The 15360-nt window shown below is 64.2% G+C and carries 12 protein-coding genes and 1 pseudogene; 4 read left to right on the top strand and 9 right to left on the bottom strand.

Going from position 1 to position 15360, the window contains the following annotated elements:
• The first annotated feature begins 37 nt into the window (after positions 1-37).
• The 3 genes and pseudogenes from accC to WMC41_RS04640 all read left to right on the top strand — a co-directional run.
• Positions 38-1390, top strand: coding sequence for an acetyl-CoA carboxylase biotin carboxylase subunit (accC, locus tag WMC41_RS04650; protein WP_432347161.1), 1353 nt, complete (start codon positions 38-40; stop codon positions 1388-1390).
• Between the two features lie 105 nt (positions 1391-1495).
• Positions 1496-1981 carry a biotin transporter BioY gene (locus tag WMC41_RS04645; RefSeq protein WP_432347160.1) on the top strand — a complete coding sequence of 162 codons (486 nt, stop codon included), beginning with the start codon at positions 1496-1498 and terminating at the stop codon, positions 1979-1981.
• 259 nt (positions 1982-2240) lie between these two features.
• Positions 2241-2635, top strand: a pseudogene (locus WMC41_RS04640) (Hsp20/alpha crystallin family protein); the annotation flags it as partial.
• 554 nt (positions 2636-3189) lie between these two features.
• On the opposite strand, the gene WMC41_RS04635 reads toward WMC41_RS04640, so the two are convergent.
• From WMC41_RS04635 to WMC41_RS04600, 8 genes are all read right to left on the bottom strand, one after another.
• Positions 3190-4947, bottom strand: a complete 1758-nt coding sequence (locus tag WMC41_RS04635; protein WP_432347159.1) for a thiamine pyrophosphate-binding protein — start codon at positions 4945-4947, stop codon at positions 3190-3192.
• Positions 4948-4949: 2 nt separating this feature from the next.
• Complete coding sequence (locus WMC41_RS04630) at positions 4950-5780, bottom strand: hypothetical protein (RefSeq protein ID WP_432347158.1); 831 nt, start codon at positions 5778-5780, stop codon at positions 4950-4952.
• Positions 5777-7114 carry an aspartate aminotransferase family protein gene (locus WMC41_RS04625; protein ID WP_432347157.1) on the bottom strand — a complete coding sequence of 446 codons (1338 nt, stop codon included), beginning with the start codon at positions 7112-7114 and terminating at the stop codon, positions 5777-5779. The genes WMC41_RS04630 and WMC41_RS04625 overlap by 4 nt, the downstream gene beginning before the upstream one ends.
• Before the next feature lies 1 nt (position 7115).
• On the bottom strand, positions 7116-8927 hold the full coding sequence (locus WMC41_RS04620; protein WP_432347156.1) for an ABC transporter ATP-binding protein: 1812 nt from the start codon (positions 8925-8927) through the stop codon (positions 7116-7118).
• Between the two features lie 2 nt (positions 8928-8929).
• Positions 8930-9805 (bottom strand): ABC transporter permease, encoded by an 876-nt coding sequence (locus tag WMC41_RS04615; RefSeq protein ID WP_432347155.1) that lies wholly within the window; start codon positions 9803-9805, stop codon positions 8930-8932.
• The gene (locus tag WMC41_RS04610; protein ID WP_432347154.1) at positions 9802-10740 is read right to left on the bottom strand and encodes an ABC transporter permease; all 939 of its coding nucleotides are present in this window, start codon (positions 10738-10740) and stop codon (positions 9802-9804) included. The genes WMC41_RS04615 and WMC41_RS04610 overlap by 4 nt, the downstream gene beginning before the upstream one ends.
• Before the next feature lie 75 nt (positions 10741-10815).
• The gene (locus tag WMC41_RS04605) at positions 10816-12363 is read right to left on the bottom strand and encodes an ABC transporter substrate-binding protein (RefSeq protein WP_272804758.1); all 1548 of its coding nucleotides are present in this window, start codon (positions 12361-12363) and stop codon (positions 10816-10818) included.
• 33 nt (positions 12364-12396) lie between these two features.
• A complete protein-coding gene (locus WMC41_RS04600; RefSeq protein ID WP_244767654.1) occupies positions 12397-13296 on the bottom strand; it encodes an aminotransferase class IV in 900 nt (299 codons plus the stop codon).
• Positions 13297-13507: 211 nt separating this feature from the next.
• On the opposite strand from WMC41_RS04600, the gene WMC41_RS04595 reads away from it, so the two are divergent.
• On the top strand, positions 13508-14347 hold the full coding sequence (locus WMC41_RS04595; RefSeq protein WP_272804756.1) for an IclR family transcriptional regulator: 840 nt from the start codon (positions 13508-13510) through the stop codon (positions 14345-14347).
• 315 nt (positions 14348-14662) lie between these two features.
• Here the strand turns inward: WMC41_RS04595 and WMC41_RS04590 are convergent, their stop codons facing one another.
• Positions 14663-15292: a GntR family transcriptional regulator gene (locus WMC41_RS04590; protein WP_244767656.1), complete on the bottom strand. Its 630-nt coding sequence runs from the start codon at positions 15290-15292 to the stop codon at positions 14663-14665.
• Between the last annotated feature and the right edge of the window lie 68 nt (positions 15293-15360).

The raw sequence follows: 15360 nt of genomic DNA, 5'->3' as shown, positions 1-15360 counted from the left end.
AGGCTGCCGTAAACACACTCAACTGGGAAGAATCTGCATGTCCGCGTTACTCAAAACAGTGCTGATCGCCAATCGCGGCGAGATCGCTCTTCGTATCATCCGCGCTTGTCGTGAGCTTGGCATATCGACCATCCTGGTTCATTCGGAGGCGGACTCAGATTCCTTGCCCGTACGGCTCGCCGATAGGGCCGTCTGCATCGGACCTGCGCGCTCCAACATGAGCTACCGCAACCAGCAGGCGGTTCTCGGCGCCGCCCTCTCCTTCGGTGCCGACGCCATTCATCCCGGATACGGTTTCCTTGCCGAAAACGCGGAGTTCGCGGCCGCCTGCGAGAAGGAAGGCATCATCTTCATCGGCCCGTCCAGCAAGGTCATCCACCAGATGGGCGACAAGATCGAGGCGAAGAAGATCGCGAAGAAGGCCGACGTGCCCACGGTTCCCGGTTCCGACGGCGCGATCACCGAGTTCGCCGAGGCGCTGAAGGTCGCCAAGGACGTCGGCTTCCCCCTGCTGATCAAGGCGGCGGCAGGCGGCGGCGGGCGCGGCATGCGCGTCGTGCGCCAGATGGAAAGCCTGGAAAGCGATCTTTCCGAAATCATGTCCGAGGCCGAAACCGCCTTCGGCGACTCCTCCGTCTACATCGAGCGCTATCTCACCAATATCCGCCACATCGAAATCCAGGTGATGTGCGACGGGGAAACCTTCCTGCATATGGGCGAGCGCGACTGCACGACCCAACGGCGAAATCAGAAGCTGATCGAGGAAGGCCCCTCTCCGGTTCTCGACGACAGGCTGCGCCAGGAACTTGCCACCGCCGCGGTCAATCTTTGCCGCGAGGTCAAGTACACCAATGCCGGCACCATCGAATTCGTGTTCGATCTCGATGAGCGCAAGTTCTACTTCATCGAGATGAACACCCGCATCCAGGTCGAGCATCCCGTGTCGGAAATGATCACCGGGCTCGACCTCATCAAGATGCAGCTCGAAGTCGCCAGCGGCATTCCGCTCGCCATCCGGCAGGACGATATCCGTATCTCCGGCCACGCCATCGAATGCCGCATCAATGCCGAGGACCCCGAACAGAACTTCATGCCATGCCCCGGCACCGTGAAGCGCTTCCATATGCCCGGCGGGCTCGGGATCCGGATGGATACGCATATCGAGGCCGGATACGTCATTCCGCCCTTCTACGATTCCATGGTCGGCAAGCTCATCTGCTGGGGCCAGACGCGCGAGGAAGCGAGAGCCCGCATGATCGCGGCGCTTGACGAGCTCGACCTCGGGGCGATCACGACGACGGCGCCGTTCCACAAGGAAATCCTTCAGAACGAGCAGTTCGTCTCCGGCGTCTTCAACACGTCCTTCGTCGCGACGCTGCTCGGAAAATAGCGATCCCGGGGCAGCGGCAAGACGCCCCGCCGCCAAACGCATGGTCCGCTGCTCCGCGGCGGACCCGGACGATACGCGTCCTGCCCGCCATCATAGGGGGACCCCATGGAAACGCGTGACACCGTCTTTATAGCAACCTTTGCCGCCATCACGGCCGCCCTCGCCGTCTTCCCGCCCATGACCCTGCCGGTCGTGGGCGTGCCGATCACGGCGCAATCTCTCGGTGCCATCCTCGCCGGCGGCGTTCTCGGTGCCAGGCGCGGTGGCCTGTCGATGATCCTTTTCCTGATCCTCGTTGCGATCGGCCTGCCGCTTCTCTCGGGAGGTCGCGGCGGCTTCGGCGCCTTCTTTATGGGGCCGACCGGCGGCTTCCTGCTGGGATGGGTCGTCACGGCTGTCGTCGGCGGCCTCCTGATGGAACGTCTCTGGCAACGCCTCGGCCATGTCGCGGCCTTCCTCGCATCCGCGGCGGGCGGGATCGTCGTGCTTTATGGGATCGGCATTCCATGGAGCGCCGCCGTCGCCCGGATTCCGCTTTCCACGGCGCTGACGGGCTCCATGCCGTTCCTGCCGGGTGACATCATCAAGTGAGTCATCGCCGCAACCGTCATCGTTATCGTCAGGAAATCCTACCCCATCATCACGCCGGCGGGCCGACAGGCCTCCGCAGTTCGCTGAGCTGGCGGTTTCCAGATGATGTCGTTCTCGCAAGTCCACGTCGAGAAGCAGGGGCGAACGATGCAGAACCTGTTGACGGTGGCCGGCGAACAGACCGGCGTGGATGAGGGTCAGTACCTGCATCGCGGCATCGCCGAACGCGCCTTCCGCCAGCGATTCCAGTTGGCCAACCATGTTCGACGATGTCTTCCGCGGCTTCGGCTCGAACCTGCCCGCGTTCAGCGGCGCTTCCGCCTTCGGCGACGGCTAGCCGAGCGTCGAGATCTACGACGGCGAGAAGGAGATCAGGATAACCGCCGAAGTGCCCGGGCTGGAAGAGAAGGACATCGAGGTCCTGCTGAATGACGGCGTGTTGACGCTGAAGGGCGAGAAGCGCTCCGAAGCGGAAGATAAGGACAAGCGGTTCTCTGAGCGCTTCTACGGTCGCTTCGAGCGGCGCATACCGCTTGGATGCGAAATCAGGGAAGAGGAGATAGACGCCCGCTTCAAGAATGGCGTGCTCACGGGACCCTGCCCAAAAGCGGGAAGACGCAGTCACAGGTCAAGCGCATCGCCATAAAAGGCTGACGCATGGCGGGCAGCAGAGGCGCCGTCCACGTGTTCCGTTTTATGGACCGGGACAAGGTGCCTCGCGCCCTTTTCGCCAACCGGCGGCGGCAGACGGTATACGATGCCGCCGCCGGCGCGCAAGGCGATTGCCGGCCTCAAGGATCTGCTTGGCGGGAGCCAGTCTGTCGTTTGATTCCACCACGCAACATTATCGTACTGTCAATGTGAGGTTGCACATCCGCTCGCGGGTTTGCGCACCGCTTCGCTCAGTGCCTCAACCAATGGTGCACAGCAGCCATCCTCTCTCAGTCAGCGAACGATGATTTTTCCGGCGTAGCCACCCAAAGCCGACCATTCAGCGCGCATAAGCCGAACGGCCGCTTTGAGGAAATCTCACAAGTCTCCATAGCGTATCGAGCGCAAAGCTCTTGAACGGATATGAAGCGACGACCTGTTTATTGCGAGCAGCCATGATTGAACCGATGGCAAAGGCAACATCGCCGGACACCGTGAAACAGAGGACGTTCATTTCAAGATGGTCCGATCCGATTTGTGGGATCGCGACTTGCTCCTCAAACCGGCCTGTCTCCCTTGGTCACTTTTAAGGTGCGATTATCGACACCCGGCAGCATCCTTGCGGGATCGCGCGTGACAACGACGTCGATAACGGAGGGCCGGCGGCGCTCCTCGTTCGCAGCGCGGATGGCCGGGCCGAGTTCCTCGGGCCGTTCGACACGGATGCCTTGGCAGCCGAAGTCCTCGGCGATCCGGGCATAGTTCATCTCCACGAGATCCGAAGACTGATAGGCACCGTACATCGCATGCTGCAACGCCTTGATGTAGCCGGAGGCAGCGTTGTTGACGATCATCAGCGTGAACGGCGTGCCGGCCCGGCGCGCGGTTTCCAGCTCGCCGATCGTCATGTTGAACCCGCCGTCGCCGGTGATGGCGACGACCGGCTGGTCGGGCACCGCGAGCTGTGCGCCCATCGCTCCGGGAAGGCCGTAGCCGATCGAGGCAAAACCCCGGTCGGCTACGAACCTCCGGCCCGCCGCCTTGGTATCGTAGAGCAGCCCACCCCAATGGGCGGCGAAGCCGCCGTCGGCGACCAGCACGGACTCGGCCGGCATCGCCTCATTCAGCTCGTGCAACATTCGGCCCATGTTGATCGGCACCTCGCTCGAAAGAAGGCGGTCGGCGGCGCCATCCCGCCACCTGCGCATGCGTGCGGGAATCTCGGCCGCGTAGTCCGCGCGGGCGGCGCATGCCCGGACAGCTTCGCCATAGAGGGCGGCGGACAGGTCCTCCAGCGCCAGCCGCGCGTCGCCGACGAGCGCATGGTCCGTCCGGGTGGTCCGGCCGATCTCCTCCGCAAGCACCTCGACATGGATAACGGGCGCATGGCCGTTGAAGAGCTGGAAGCGCCTGGTAGCGATCTCGCCCAGCTTGCAGCCGACGACGATCAGGCAATCGCTGGCCTCGATCAGTTCGTTGGCGATGCGCGAGTAGCGGCCGAACAGGCCGGCCGAAAGCGGGTGCGTGCAGGCGATGGCGCCCTTGCCGGAGAGCGTGTGGGCGACCGGGATCGCGTGGGCTTCGGCGAAGGCCCGCAGCGCCTCGTAGGCCTGGGAGATATGCACGCCGCCGCCGACCAGCAGGAGCGGTCGCCTCGCCGCCGCGATGACCGCAGCAGCGTGCTCGACATCACCCGCATCGGGTCTCGACCGATAACCCGGGAACCGGGTCGTCGCCGGATCGATCCAGAAGTCGGCGACCGAATAGTCGTGGACTTCGTGCGCGACGTCTTCCGGCACGTCGACCACGACGGGTCCGGGCCTGCCGGAGGTGGCGACCGCAAAGGCGCGGCGCACCGCCTCCGGCACCCGGGAGGGCCGCTCGATACGCATCACCTCCTTGACGGCGGGACGCAGGATGTCGAGTTGCCGGGTCTCCTGCGTCATGTTCTTCCAGGAATGATCGCGGTGGGTATCGCCGACGAAGACGACCTGGGGAATCCCGGCGTTGAAGCTCTCGACGAGCGCCGTCACAAGGTTGGTGGCGCCCGGCCCCAGCGTCGCGTCGCACACGCCCGGCCGTCCGGACATCCGCGCCCAGGCGTCGGCGGCGAAGGCTCCGCACCGCTCGTCGTTGATCAGATGATGGCGTAACCCCTTGCGCCGGACGGCTTCGTAGAAGGGCAGAAGCTGAAACCCGCCCATGCCGAACATCGGCCCGACGTCCGCCCGTTCGAGAATTTCGGCAATCGCCTCCCCGCCCGTGAGGCGGATCGTTGCGTCGGATGTCGCTGTGGTCAGCTTTGCTTCGGTCATTGTCATGTGTCCCATGTTGGAAATTGATCAGCGGCGATGCCGGTCAGGCTGCCGATGAGATGGCGTATCCGCGTGCCGGGCTGTGCGCCGAGGGCGAGCGCTTTTTCGTTGGCAAAGGAGACGATGCCGGTTTCGTAGGTGGACCGGGCGTCGCCGATCCTGGCCGACGCGGCCTTGACACAGGCCGCAGCCACCCCCTGCCGATCCAGCACGGGCAGGCGCGCGATGCCCGCCGTGTCGATGCCGACGCCGGCGTCGTTGAAGATGGCGATCAAGGGGCGTGCCTTGATCGCGCGGTCCGCCGCCCCGGCCGGCAGCCCGCCGTGAGAGCCCGTAACGATGATGGCTCCGTTGTCGAAAGGCGTGATCGACGATGCGCTGTCGAGGAAGACAAGGCGTCGACCGGGGCCGAGCGAGCATTCCCGGCGACGAAAGATGGCGTCACCGGTTGCCCCGGAAAGCGCCGTTGCCTGCCCTACTCGATCGGATAGCAACGCCGCCGCATCCGCGGCCCGGCTTCCGGGGAAGATGCCCAGCGCGACGGCGGGCGCATTCGCCCGGCTGACGCGGCCGCGGGCCAGCATGTCCTGCGCATCGCCAATGCGTGCCGAGCGGTAATCGATTGCGATTGCCGGAACGGACTGGTTCGCAAGAACCGTCAGCCCTTCGACCCCGGCCTCCTCCAGCCCGATGCCGGCGTCGTGGCATATCAGCGAGGCTATCGCGAATGCGAGCGCATACTCGCCCGTCGCGTGGCCGCCATGCGATCCGACCAGAACGGCCCGGCCGGCATGTTCGGGACGAAGGTCCGTCACGGAGCCCAGCGTGATCATGCCGGAACGCTCCCATACCGCTTCAGCGCCTCGTCCAGACCGTCGAGCAGGACGTCGATCTCGCTTTCGCTGATGGTGAAGGGCGGGCTGATCTGGATGTGGTCGCCACCTTGCCCATGGTTGATGCCGGGAATGCCGGCGGCGACGAGAATCCCGTTTACGCGCATGTGGCCAACGATCTTCGCGGTGAAGCCGACCTTCGGGTCGAAAGGCCGTCGCGTCTCGCGGTCCTCGACGAACTCGACGCCCCACAGCAGGCCGCGTCCCCGGATGTCGCCGATCGCCGGGTGCCGATCCGCAAGCGCACGCAATCCGGCCTCCAGATAGCGCCCGATCTCCGCGCCGCGCGTGAAGAGCCCCTCGCGGGACATGATTTCATGCACCCGGTTTCCGACGAAGCAGGCGGAGGGCGTGCCGCTGTAGGTAAGGCCGTGGACGAAGCGGCCGCTGCCGGCGGCGAAGACCTCGCGGATCTTCTCCGACACGACCATTGCCCCCAGCGGCGCATAGCCGCTACCGATCGCCTTGCCGAGCGTGACGATATCCGGCGCGACATCCCAGCCCGAGATCGCGAAGGGGTGGCCGGTGCGGCCGTAGCCGCACAGCACCTCGTCGGCGACGAAGAGCACGTCGTAGCGGTCACAAATTTCGCGGATGCGGCGATAATAGCCCGGATTCGGCGTGAGGCCGGCTGCCGTGGTTCCAACGATGGGTTCTGCAAAGAACGCCGCGACCGTTTCGGGTCCTTCCATCAGGATCGTGCGCTCCAGATCGTCGGCGCACGCCAGCGTGCATCGGCCCCCGCCGCATATCCTGCAACGGTATTCGTAGGGCGGGGCGACGCGCGCCACGGGCAGGAGCAGCGGCGAATAGATCTCGCGCCAGCTGGTGCGGCCGGATAGCGACAGCGTGGCGAGCGTCACCCCGTGATAGCTGAGCCATCTTGCAACAGCCTTGTATTTCTGGGGCTTGCCCCGCTCGACGAAATACTGGCGCGCGAGCTTCCAGGCCGATTCATTCGCTTCGGACCCGCCCGAAGTGAAGTAGACGCCGGCCATGTTGGAAGGCGCCATGGCAAGGATGCGGCCGGCAAGCTCTTCCTGCCAGGGGTGGGTGAAAGTCGCGTTGTAGACGAAGGTGACCTTGTCCCCCGCCGCGGCCAAGGCATCCCATATCTCGGAGCGGCCGTGGCCGATGCCGACCACGCCGGCGCTTGCCGACGCATCGAGATAGCGGCGGCCGGACGCATCCTCCAGGTAGGAGCCTTCACCCCTGACGATGGCCGGCGGGACCGCGTTGAGGTCGCGGTAGAAAACAGGAGAATGGTTGTGCATGTCAGGACGACTCCTGGACCAGATGGCCTTGCGAAACGGTGCGCCAGATCCGTTCGGGCGGAACGAAGTCCGGCGCGCGAACGGGACTGGGCAGGTCTTCGGCGGGAAGCGGCGGACGGGTGCCGCGCCGTGCGGGGTCCGGCAGGGGCACGGCGGACAGAAGCTTGCGCGTGTAGGCATGCTGCGGGTTCTCTATGATCGCCGCGCGGGGGCCGATCTCCACGATCTCCCCCAGATACATGACCGCGATGCGATGGCTGACGCGTTCGACGGTCGCCATGTCGTGCGAGATGAACAGGTAGGAAAGCCCCAGCGAGGACTGCAGGTCGAGCATCAGGTTGAGCACCTGGGCCTTGATCGAGACGTCGAGGGCGGAAACGGCCTCGTCTGCCACGATCAGCTTGGGCGAGAGAGCGAGCGCACGGGCGATGCAGACCCGCTGGCGCTGGCCGCCCGAGAATTCGTGCGGCAGCCTGGCCGCCATGCCAGGCTCCAACCCCACCTTCTCCAGCAGGCCGGCGGCGCGCTCCTCCGCCTCGCGCCGGCCGGCAAGCCCGTGCACGACGATGGGTTCGGCGATCGCCCTGCCGACGGGAATGCGCGGATTGAGGCTGGCATAGGGATCCTGGAAAATCATCTGCATGTCGCGGCGCAGCGCCTTCAACTGCGCCCCACCCATGCCGATCGCCTCGCGTCCCTCGAAGCGGACCGAACCGGCGAGCGGCTCGACCAGCCGGAGGATAGAGCGGCCGGTCGTCGACTTGCCGCAGCCCGATTCCCCGACCAGCGAGAGCGTCTCACCCCGCGCCAGCGAAAAGGAGACGTTTTCCACCGCGTGCACGCGGCCGGAGACGCGCCGTAGAAGCCCGCTGCGCATCTCGAAGCGGGTCGTCAGGCCTTCGACCTCAAGAAGAGGCTCGTCGTGACAGGCCGGCGAGCGATCTGGTGCGGCAGCCGGGCTGGCGCTTTCGTCCCCTTCCACGAAGTCCGGCATCTTCTTCGGCGCTGCCTCGCCGCGCATCGAGCCCAACGTGGGAACCGCGGCGAGCAGCCGCCGCGTATAGGCGTGGGCCGGCCTGTCGAAGATCTGCGTGGTCTCGCCTTCCTCGACCTTGTCGCCGCGCAGCATCACGAGCACGCGATCGGCGATTTCCGCGACCACCCCCATGTCATGGGTGATGAAGACCACCCCCATGGCGAACTCGTCCTGAAGAGAGTGGATCAGGTCGAGGATCTGGGCCTGCACGGTCACGTCGAGCGCCGTCGTCGGCTCGTCGGCGATGAGGACCTTCGGCCGGCAGGCGAGCGCCATGGCGATCATCACACGCTGGCGCATGCCGCCGGAAAAGCGATGCGGGTACTCGTCCAGACGCTCACGCGCCGCCGGGATGCGGACGCGGTCGAGGATACGCAGCGCCTCGGCCCGGGCCGCGGCCCTGTCCATGCCGCGATGCAGGATCAACGCCTCCGAGATCTGGTCGCCGACGGTCAGCACCGGGTTCAGGCTGGTCATCGGCTCCTGGAAGATCATGGCGATCTCGTTGCCGCGGATGCGGCACATCTCCGCCTCCGGCAAGGACACGAGGTCGCGACCACCGAGCAGGGCTGAGCCCTCGACCCGGCCGTTGGCCTCCGGCACCAACTTGAGAAGCGATAGCGCCGTGACGCTCTTGCCGGAACCGGACTCGCCGACGATGGCAAGTGTCTCGCGCGGCTTGAGATCGAAGGACAGTCCCTTGACGACGGGAGTCCATCCCTGCGGTCCGCGAAATGACGTCGTCAGATCCCTGACGGAAAGTACGGGGTCGCTCATTTTCACACCTCGTTCTTGAGCTTCGGGTCGACCGCATCGCGCAGGCCGTCGCCGAGCAGGTTGAGGGCGAAGATGACGATCAGGATCGCAAGGCTCGGCACAACGGCCAGCCAGGCGCTGTCGAGGATATTCTCGAAGCCGGAGCGGATCATGCCGCCCCAGGTCGGGGTCGGCGGCTTGATGCCGAGCCCGATGAAAGCCAGCGACGCCTCGGTGCGGATGGCGTTGGCCAGCCAGAGCGAACCCATCACGACGATCTCGGCGGCGATGTTGGGCAGGATATGCACGAGCAGGATGCGCGCATCGGAATAGCCCAGCGACCGGCAGGCCTCGACATATTCGCGCTCCTTGAGCGCGATGGTCGGCGCCCGCGCGATCCGCGCGAACGGCGGGATCGAGGTCAGCGCGATGGCCAAGACGATGTTCGGCGTCGTGGCGCCGAGCATGGCGACGATGACCAGCCCGAGGATGAGCGACGGGAAGGCGAGCAGCACATCCATGACCTGCATCATGACGGCGTCAAAGCGGCCGCCGTACCAGCCGGCCAGCAGACCGATGGCCGAGCCGACCAGCATGGCGATCACTGTCGAGGCAATGCCGACAGCGAGCGAAACGCGGGCGCCGTAGATCAGTCTTGCCCAAGTGTCGCGGCCGTATTCGTCCGTACCGAAGACATGTTCCGCGGACGGGCCGGAAAGCTGGTGCGTGACGTCCTGGGCAAGGGGATCGTGTGCCGTGAACAGCGGCGCGAAGACGGCGATCACGATCACGGCAAGCAGGATGGCAAGCCCCACCCAGGAGGTCTTGTTGACGTTGAAGACGCGAATCAGGGCGCGCAAGGCGCCGCGCGGCGCGCCGGGAAGAGCAGCATGGGTCATTGTAGCTTCACTCGCGGATCTGCAAGGCCATAGGCGATGTCGGTCAGCATGTTCACGAAGACGACGATCAGCGTATAGATGACCATCATCCCCTGCAGCATCGTGTAGTCGCGTTGGTTGAGCGCGCCGACGATGAGCTTGCCGAGCCCCGGCCGGTTGAAGACGATTTCCGTCAGCACCGAGTTTCCGATCTGGATGCCGAGGAACAGGCCGACCACAGTGATGATGGGGAGAAGGGCATTGCGCAGGGCGTGCCGCCTGACCACGGCGGGCCAGGGCACGCCCTTGGCGCGGGCCGTGCGCACGTAGTCCTCGGACAGCACTTCCAGCATCGCCGAACGGGTGACGCGGGTGATGTAGGCGGCCATGATCAGCCCGAGGCTCAAGGCCGGCAGCGTGATGGACTGGAACCAGGCTCCGAGGCTGCCGCTCCGGGCGCTGATCACCGGAAACCAGCGAAGCTGGATGGCAAAGGCCAGCAACAGGATGACCGCCGAAACAAAGGCCGGAAAGGACAGGCCGAGCAGCGAGACGACCCGAACCGCATAGTCAACGGCACGATTGCGATTGACGGCCGCCCAGACGCCGAGCGGAACGCCGACCGCCGTGCCGAGAAGGAGCGAGATCACGGTCAGTTCGATGGTCCAGGGCAGCACCGTCATGATTTCGGTGACGACGGCGCGGCCGGTGACCATGGACTTGCCCCAGTCACCGGAGAGCGCGCCGCCGACGAAGTCGAGATACTGGGCCGGCAGCGAACGGTCGAGCCCGAGCCGCTGGCGCAGCGCCGTCAGGCTCTCTTCCGACGCCATGTCGCCAAGGATCACCTGCGCCGGGTCTCCGGGCAGGATGCGGACGACGACGAAGACGAGCGTCAGCACCACGAAGCCGGTTGTCAGCGCCAGGGCAATTCTGCGAATGAGGAATGATAGCATGATGATGAATTTCCGCCTTGCAGGCATGGCCTTCCGCACCCCCGGCACGGAAGGATGGACCTCAGATTATCGCAGTCACTTGGTAAAGTGCGTCTGTTCGGTCAGTTGCGGCACGAGGTTGAGGGAGCCCTGCAGGTCGTAGCCGAGATCGAGCGCGCCGTTCCAGGCCCAGACGACCAGTTGCTCGGAGAAGGGAACCGCGCAGACATCCGCGACGATCTTCTCCTGCGCGGTCTTCCACAATTGCTTTTGCTTGACGGGGTCAAGTTCCCGCTTTGCCGCGTCGATCTCGGCATCGGCGGCGTCGCAGTGCGAGAAATTGACCACGCCGCCGGGCGTATTGACCGTCGAGCGGGAATGGAAGAACTGCGTCAGGTAGACGTCGGCCACGGGAAAGCGTGCGGCCTGGTAGAGCGTGACCTGAGACAGGTCCTTGCGGATGTCGGCCATGTAGGTCGGGTGATCGACGACTTGCATGTCCAGGGTGATGTTGGATTTCTTCAGGTCTGCCTGCAGCGTCTCCATAATCTTGAGCAGGACCGGAAGACTCGACTGGATCGTCTTGAGGGTTATGCCGTCGGGATAGCCCGCCTCGGCGAGCAACGCCTTCGCCTTTTCGGGGTCGTAAGGAAACAGTCCGGCATCCACGACGCCGAGATTGCCGTCCGGCACGACGGAAATCGCCTCGCGCGCCACCTTGTCGCCGGTGAAGGCAACCATCAGCTTGCGATCGATGGCGTGCGCGATGGCCTGGCGAACGCGGATATCGTCGAGCGGCTTGACCGTCTTGTTGAGATAGAGCGAATTCAGTTCCGCCGGTTCCATCCCGACGACCACCGCGCCGGGGACCGCTTGCGTCCGCTCCACCCACTGGTTGTTCTGCCGCCCGAAGATCATGTCGACCTCCCCGGATTGGAAAGCCAGGTCGCGCGTCGCGTCGGACGGTATGTAGCGGTAGGTGACGGTATCGAGTTGAGGCGTGCCGCGGAAATACGCCACGTTCGCCTTCAGCTTGATGTATTGCTGCGGCAGATACTCGACGAACTCGAACGGGCCGGTGCCGATCGGATGCGTGGAGAAGTCTGCGCCGAGCTTTTCGGCCGCCTTGCCGCAGACCATCAGCCCGCCATGATAGTTCGACAGCAGGCCTAGCAGGCTCGGGATGGGGGTTTTGAGCGTGACCTTCACTGTGTATGGATCAGGCGCCTCGACCTTGTCGAGTGCGGCAAAGTCACCGGAGAAGGCGGAGGTCTCCTTGTTTGCCGCCCGCCTGATGGAGTATACGGCGTCCTCCGCCGTGAATTCGCCGTAGCCGCCATGGCACTCCACGCCCTGCCGCAGCGTGAACGTCCATTCCGTTCCGTCGGCGCTCGACGTCCAGCTTTCCGCAAGGTCCGGTTCGATGAATTCAGGGCTCGTCTCACCCGGCCTGATGCGCACCAGCGCGTTGAATACCCAGTTCAGGACCCCCTTGTCCGCACCTGCCGAGGCCAGATGCGGATCAAGCTTGCCGGCGTCGGCCTGGGACGTCGCCACGACGAGGTCCCGCTTAGGCTCCTGCGCGACGGCGGGAGCCGCTAGCATGCAGAATGCCACGGCTGCTGAAAATGCACTGCGTGTCATGGTTTTCCCCTTTGCTTTGTTGTCAGTCGCGGTTCATGCGGCAGTCTCGACCGTCAGGTAGGCCGGACCGGCCTCCGGTGCATTGATGAGAGCTCCATAGGCAGCCGACAGGCACGCGAAGGCCGGACCGGGCGCACCGCCGCCCACAGTGCGTCCGTCGATGCGGCAGACGGGCAGCAGCCCGCCAGCCGTGCTGCAGACGAAAATCTCGTCGGCCGTATAGGCGTCATAAAGCCCGAAGGCGCCCTCCTCCACGGTAAAGCCCAGGCTGGGCGCCAGCTCGATGACGGCCGCCCGCGTGATTCCGAACAGAATGTCGCGGTCGGGTGTCAGCAGCCGCCGGTCCTTCACGAGAAAGATGTTGCAGCCGGTCGCCTCGCACAGATGGCCGTCCAGCGTCAGCAGCAGCGCTTCGTCGGCACCCGCCGCCTTCGCCTCCATCTTGGCCATGACGAGATTGAGGTAGTTGAGGCTCTTCACCTGGGGCGCGAGCACCTGGCCCGACGGCCGCCGCCATGCGACCGTCTTCAGAGCAACGCCGCGGGCGGCCCGTTCCGCCGAAACGCGCTCCAGATAGGGCTGCACGATGATGATCAGGTTCGCGACGCAACCCTGCGGGTCCATCAACGGCCGTCCGTTCACGCCGCGCGTGACGATCCACTTGATGTAGGCATTCTCGAAGCCGTTGCGCCGGGCCGCCTCCAGCACGAGCGCCTTCAGTTCTGACCGGGAGAATGGCGGATCCAGGGCGATCGCCGCCATCGACTGGAACGTGCGCTCGATGTGCTCGTCAAGTCTGAAGATGCGGCCCTTCCAGCCGAAGACCGTATCGAACACGCCGTCTCCGTAGAGAACCGCATGATCGAGGATCGATATGGAGGCCTCAGACTCCGGACGGAACTCTCCATTCACGTAAGCGATGGGCTCTGGCATCTTGCTTAGCTCCTAACTGTTCCGATTTTTATTATTTAAAACATAAAAAATGGAACATCGTCAAGCGGCATTCGCATGAAAATATCCGTCGATCAGGCGGCTTGCGGCGGAATTGCCGAGACGGTATGAAAATTCGAAGATCAAGACCGTTCCAAAATGCTTGTTTTTTGAGAACGGTCGTTCGGTGCGTTCGAAACGGAAGGACGGCAAGGTGAAGAAGCAGGACGATCTGCCAGAGCAGCCGGCGAGCGACAGTCCGCGCAGCGCGGAGCGCCTGATGGTCATACTGGACGCGCTATCGCGCGCATCCACGCAGGGGCTGCGCCTTGCCGATCTGGTCGAGGCCACGGCGCTCGGGAAGACGACCGCGCATCGCCTGGTCAACGGCCTGTGCGACCATGGCCTCGTCGATTTCGATCCGGAGACGGCTCGCTACTTCGTGGGCATCAAGCTGCTCAGCTTCGCCTCGGCGGCGCGCAACCGCTTTGCGGTCGCCAAGCTTTCCGAACCATCCTTGGCCCGGCTCGTCCGCAAGACACAGGATACGATCTACCTCATCGGCAGGTCCGGCGACCATGCGGTCTGCCTCGATGCGCGGGAGGGCGCCTTCCCGATCCGGGTCCTGACCCTCAACATCGGCGACCGGCGACCACTCGGTGTCGGAGCGGGCAGCCTGGCGATGCTGGCTGCCATGACGGATGCCGAAATCGAACGGGTTCTGGCGCAACAGAAGATGGAAAGATCGCGCTTTGCATTCAGCGACGACCAGATCCGATCGATGATCGCCACGACCCGAGAGCACGGATACAGCTACAACGACACGCACATCTACAAGGAAATGGCCGACATCACCGGCATGGCTGCCATCGCGGTGGCCTTGAGGCGCTCAGACGGACAGCCGGCCGGCGCCATCCACCTCACCGCCATAACGCAGAGACTCGCCCCGCCCCGTCGCGAAAGTCTCGTCGAGATGCTTCGCACCGAGGCACGGCGGCTGGAGGAGGAGATCCAGCCGGTTCTCGATGCACCGATGCTACAGGTCAGACCATAAAAGCGGACTTTGATGACGCCCAGCCTCTACAAATTAGTGTCCACCTCCGCTGTCCGGATATGAATCTCATCCGGCCTACTCATCTTGCTTTGCGGAGGAGAGGAGGCCCATTGACAACAATGAGCAGCAATCGTTCCAGCCCAATTGAAATGATCGAATTCCACCCCAGGCTTGCTATTCAGCAGGCATGAGCCCCACGGCAGCCTTGAGGAAATCTTGCAGGTGTCTGGCGCGTATCGAGCGCATACTCTTGAAGTGATCTGAACAGTCAAAGCCGCTATTTCGAACGGGTGGGACAACGATTTTTGGAACCAACTATTGACGGATGTGCCGGACAATCACTGATTTCAGTTTCTCGACATCCTTCATGTTGATGGCATCGACCATCTCGTAGTGCTCCAGGCTCGATTGCTGGATGCGGGCGCGTGTGATCCATTGTGAGACCGGCGCTGACGACGTGCGCTGGCGGATCTCCGTTACGAGGCTTACCAGTTCGTCGTTGCCGCAGAGCGAGAGCAAGGCGTGGTGAAACGCCAGGTTGGCCTCATAGAGGTCGATCGTCGTTCCATCCAGGATGACCGCATCGAACTGGTCGGCAAGACGGCGCAGTTCGGCGATCGCGCCCGCCGTGGCATTGTCGATGATTCTGTCCGCAACGCCTGTTTCCAGCAAGATACGAATCTCGCTGACCTGGCGTGCACGATCCCCATCCGGCTCGAACACATGGTAGCCGCGGTTCGGAACGTGCTCGACGATCCGCTTTTGCGTCAGGCGGTCCAAGGCACGCCGAACGTCCGGCCGGCCACAGCCATAGCGGCGTTCAAGGTCGATCTGCTTCAGCCAGGATCCCGGCGCCAGAACGCCCGTCTGGATATCGTTGAGGATGAGGTCCGTCACGTCGACGGTCTGCGCCGCCTCGCTTTCCTTCGGCTTCACCGTCTTCATCCGCCCCAATCTCCCCATAGCGTCGAGCCGCAAGGTGCTTCGTGCGAAAAATATAATCGGCGACGGCC

This window comes from Shinella yambaruensis (assembly GCF_050859155.1).
Lineage (GTDB): Bacteria > Pseudomonadota > Alphaproteobacteria > Rhizobiales > Rhizobiaceae > Shinella > Shinella yambaruensis.
Note: the sequence above shows the minus strand (reverse complement) of the source record. Positions and strands in the feature narration are given on the sequence as shown.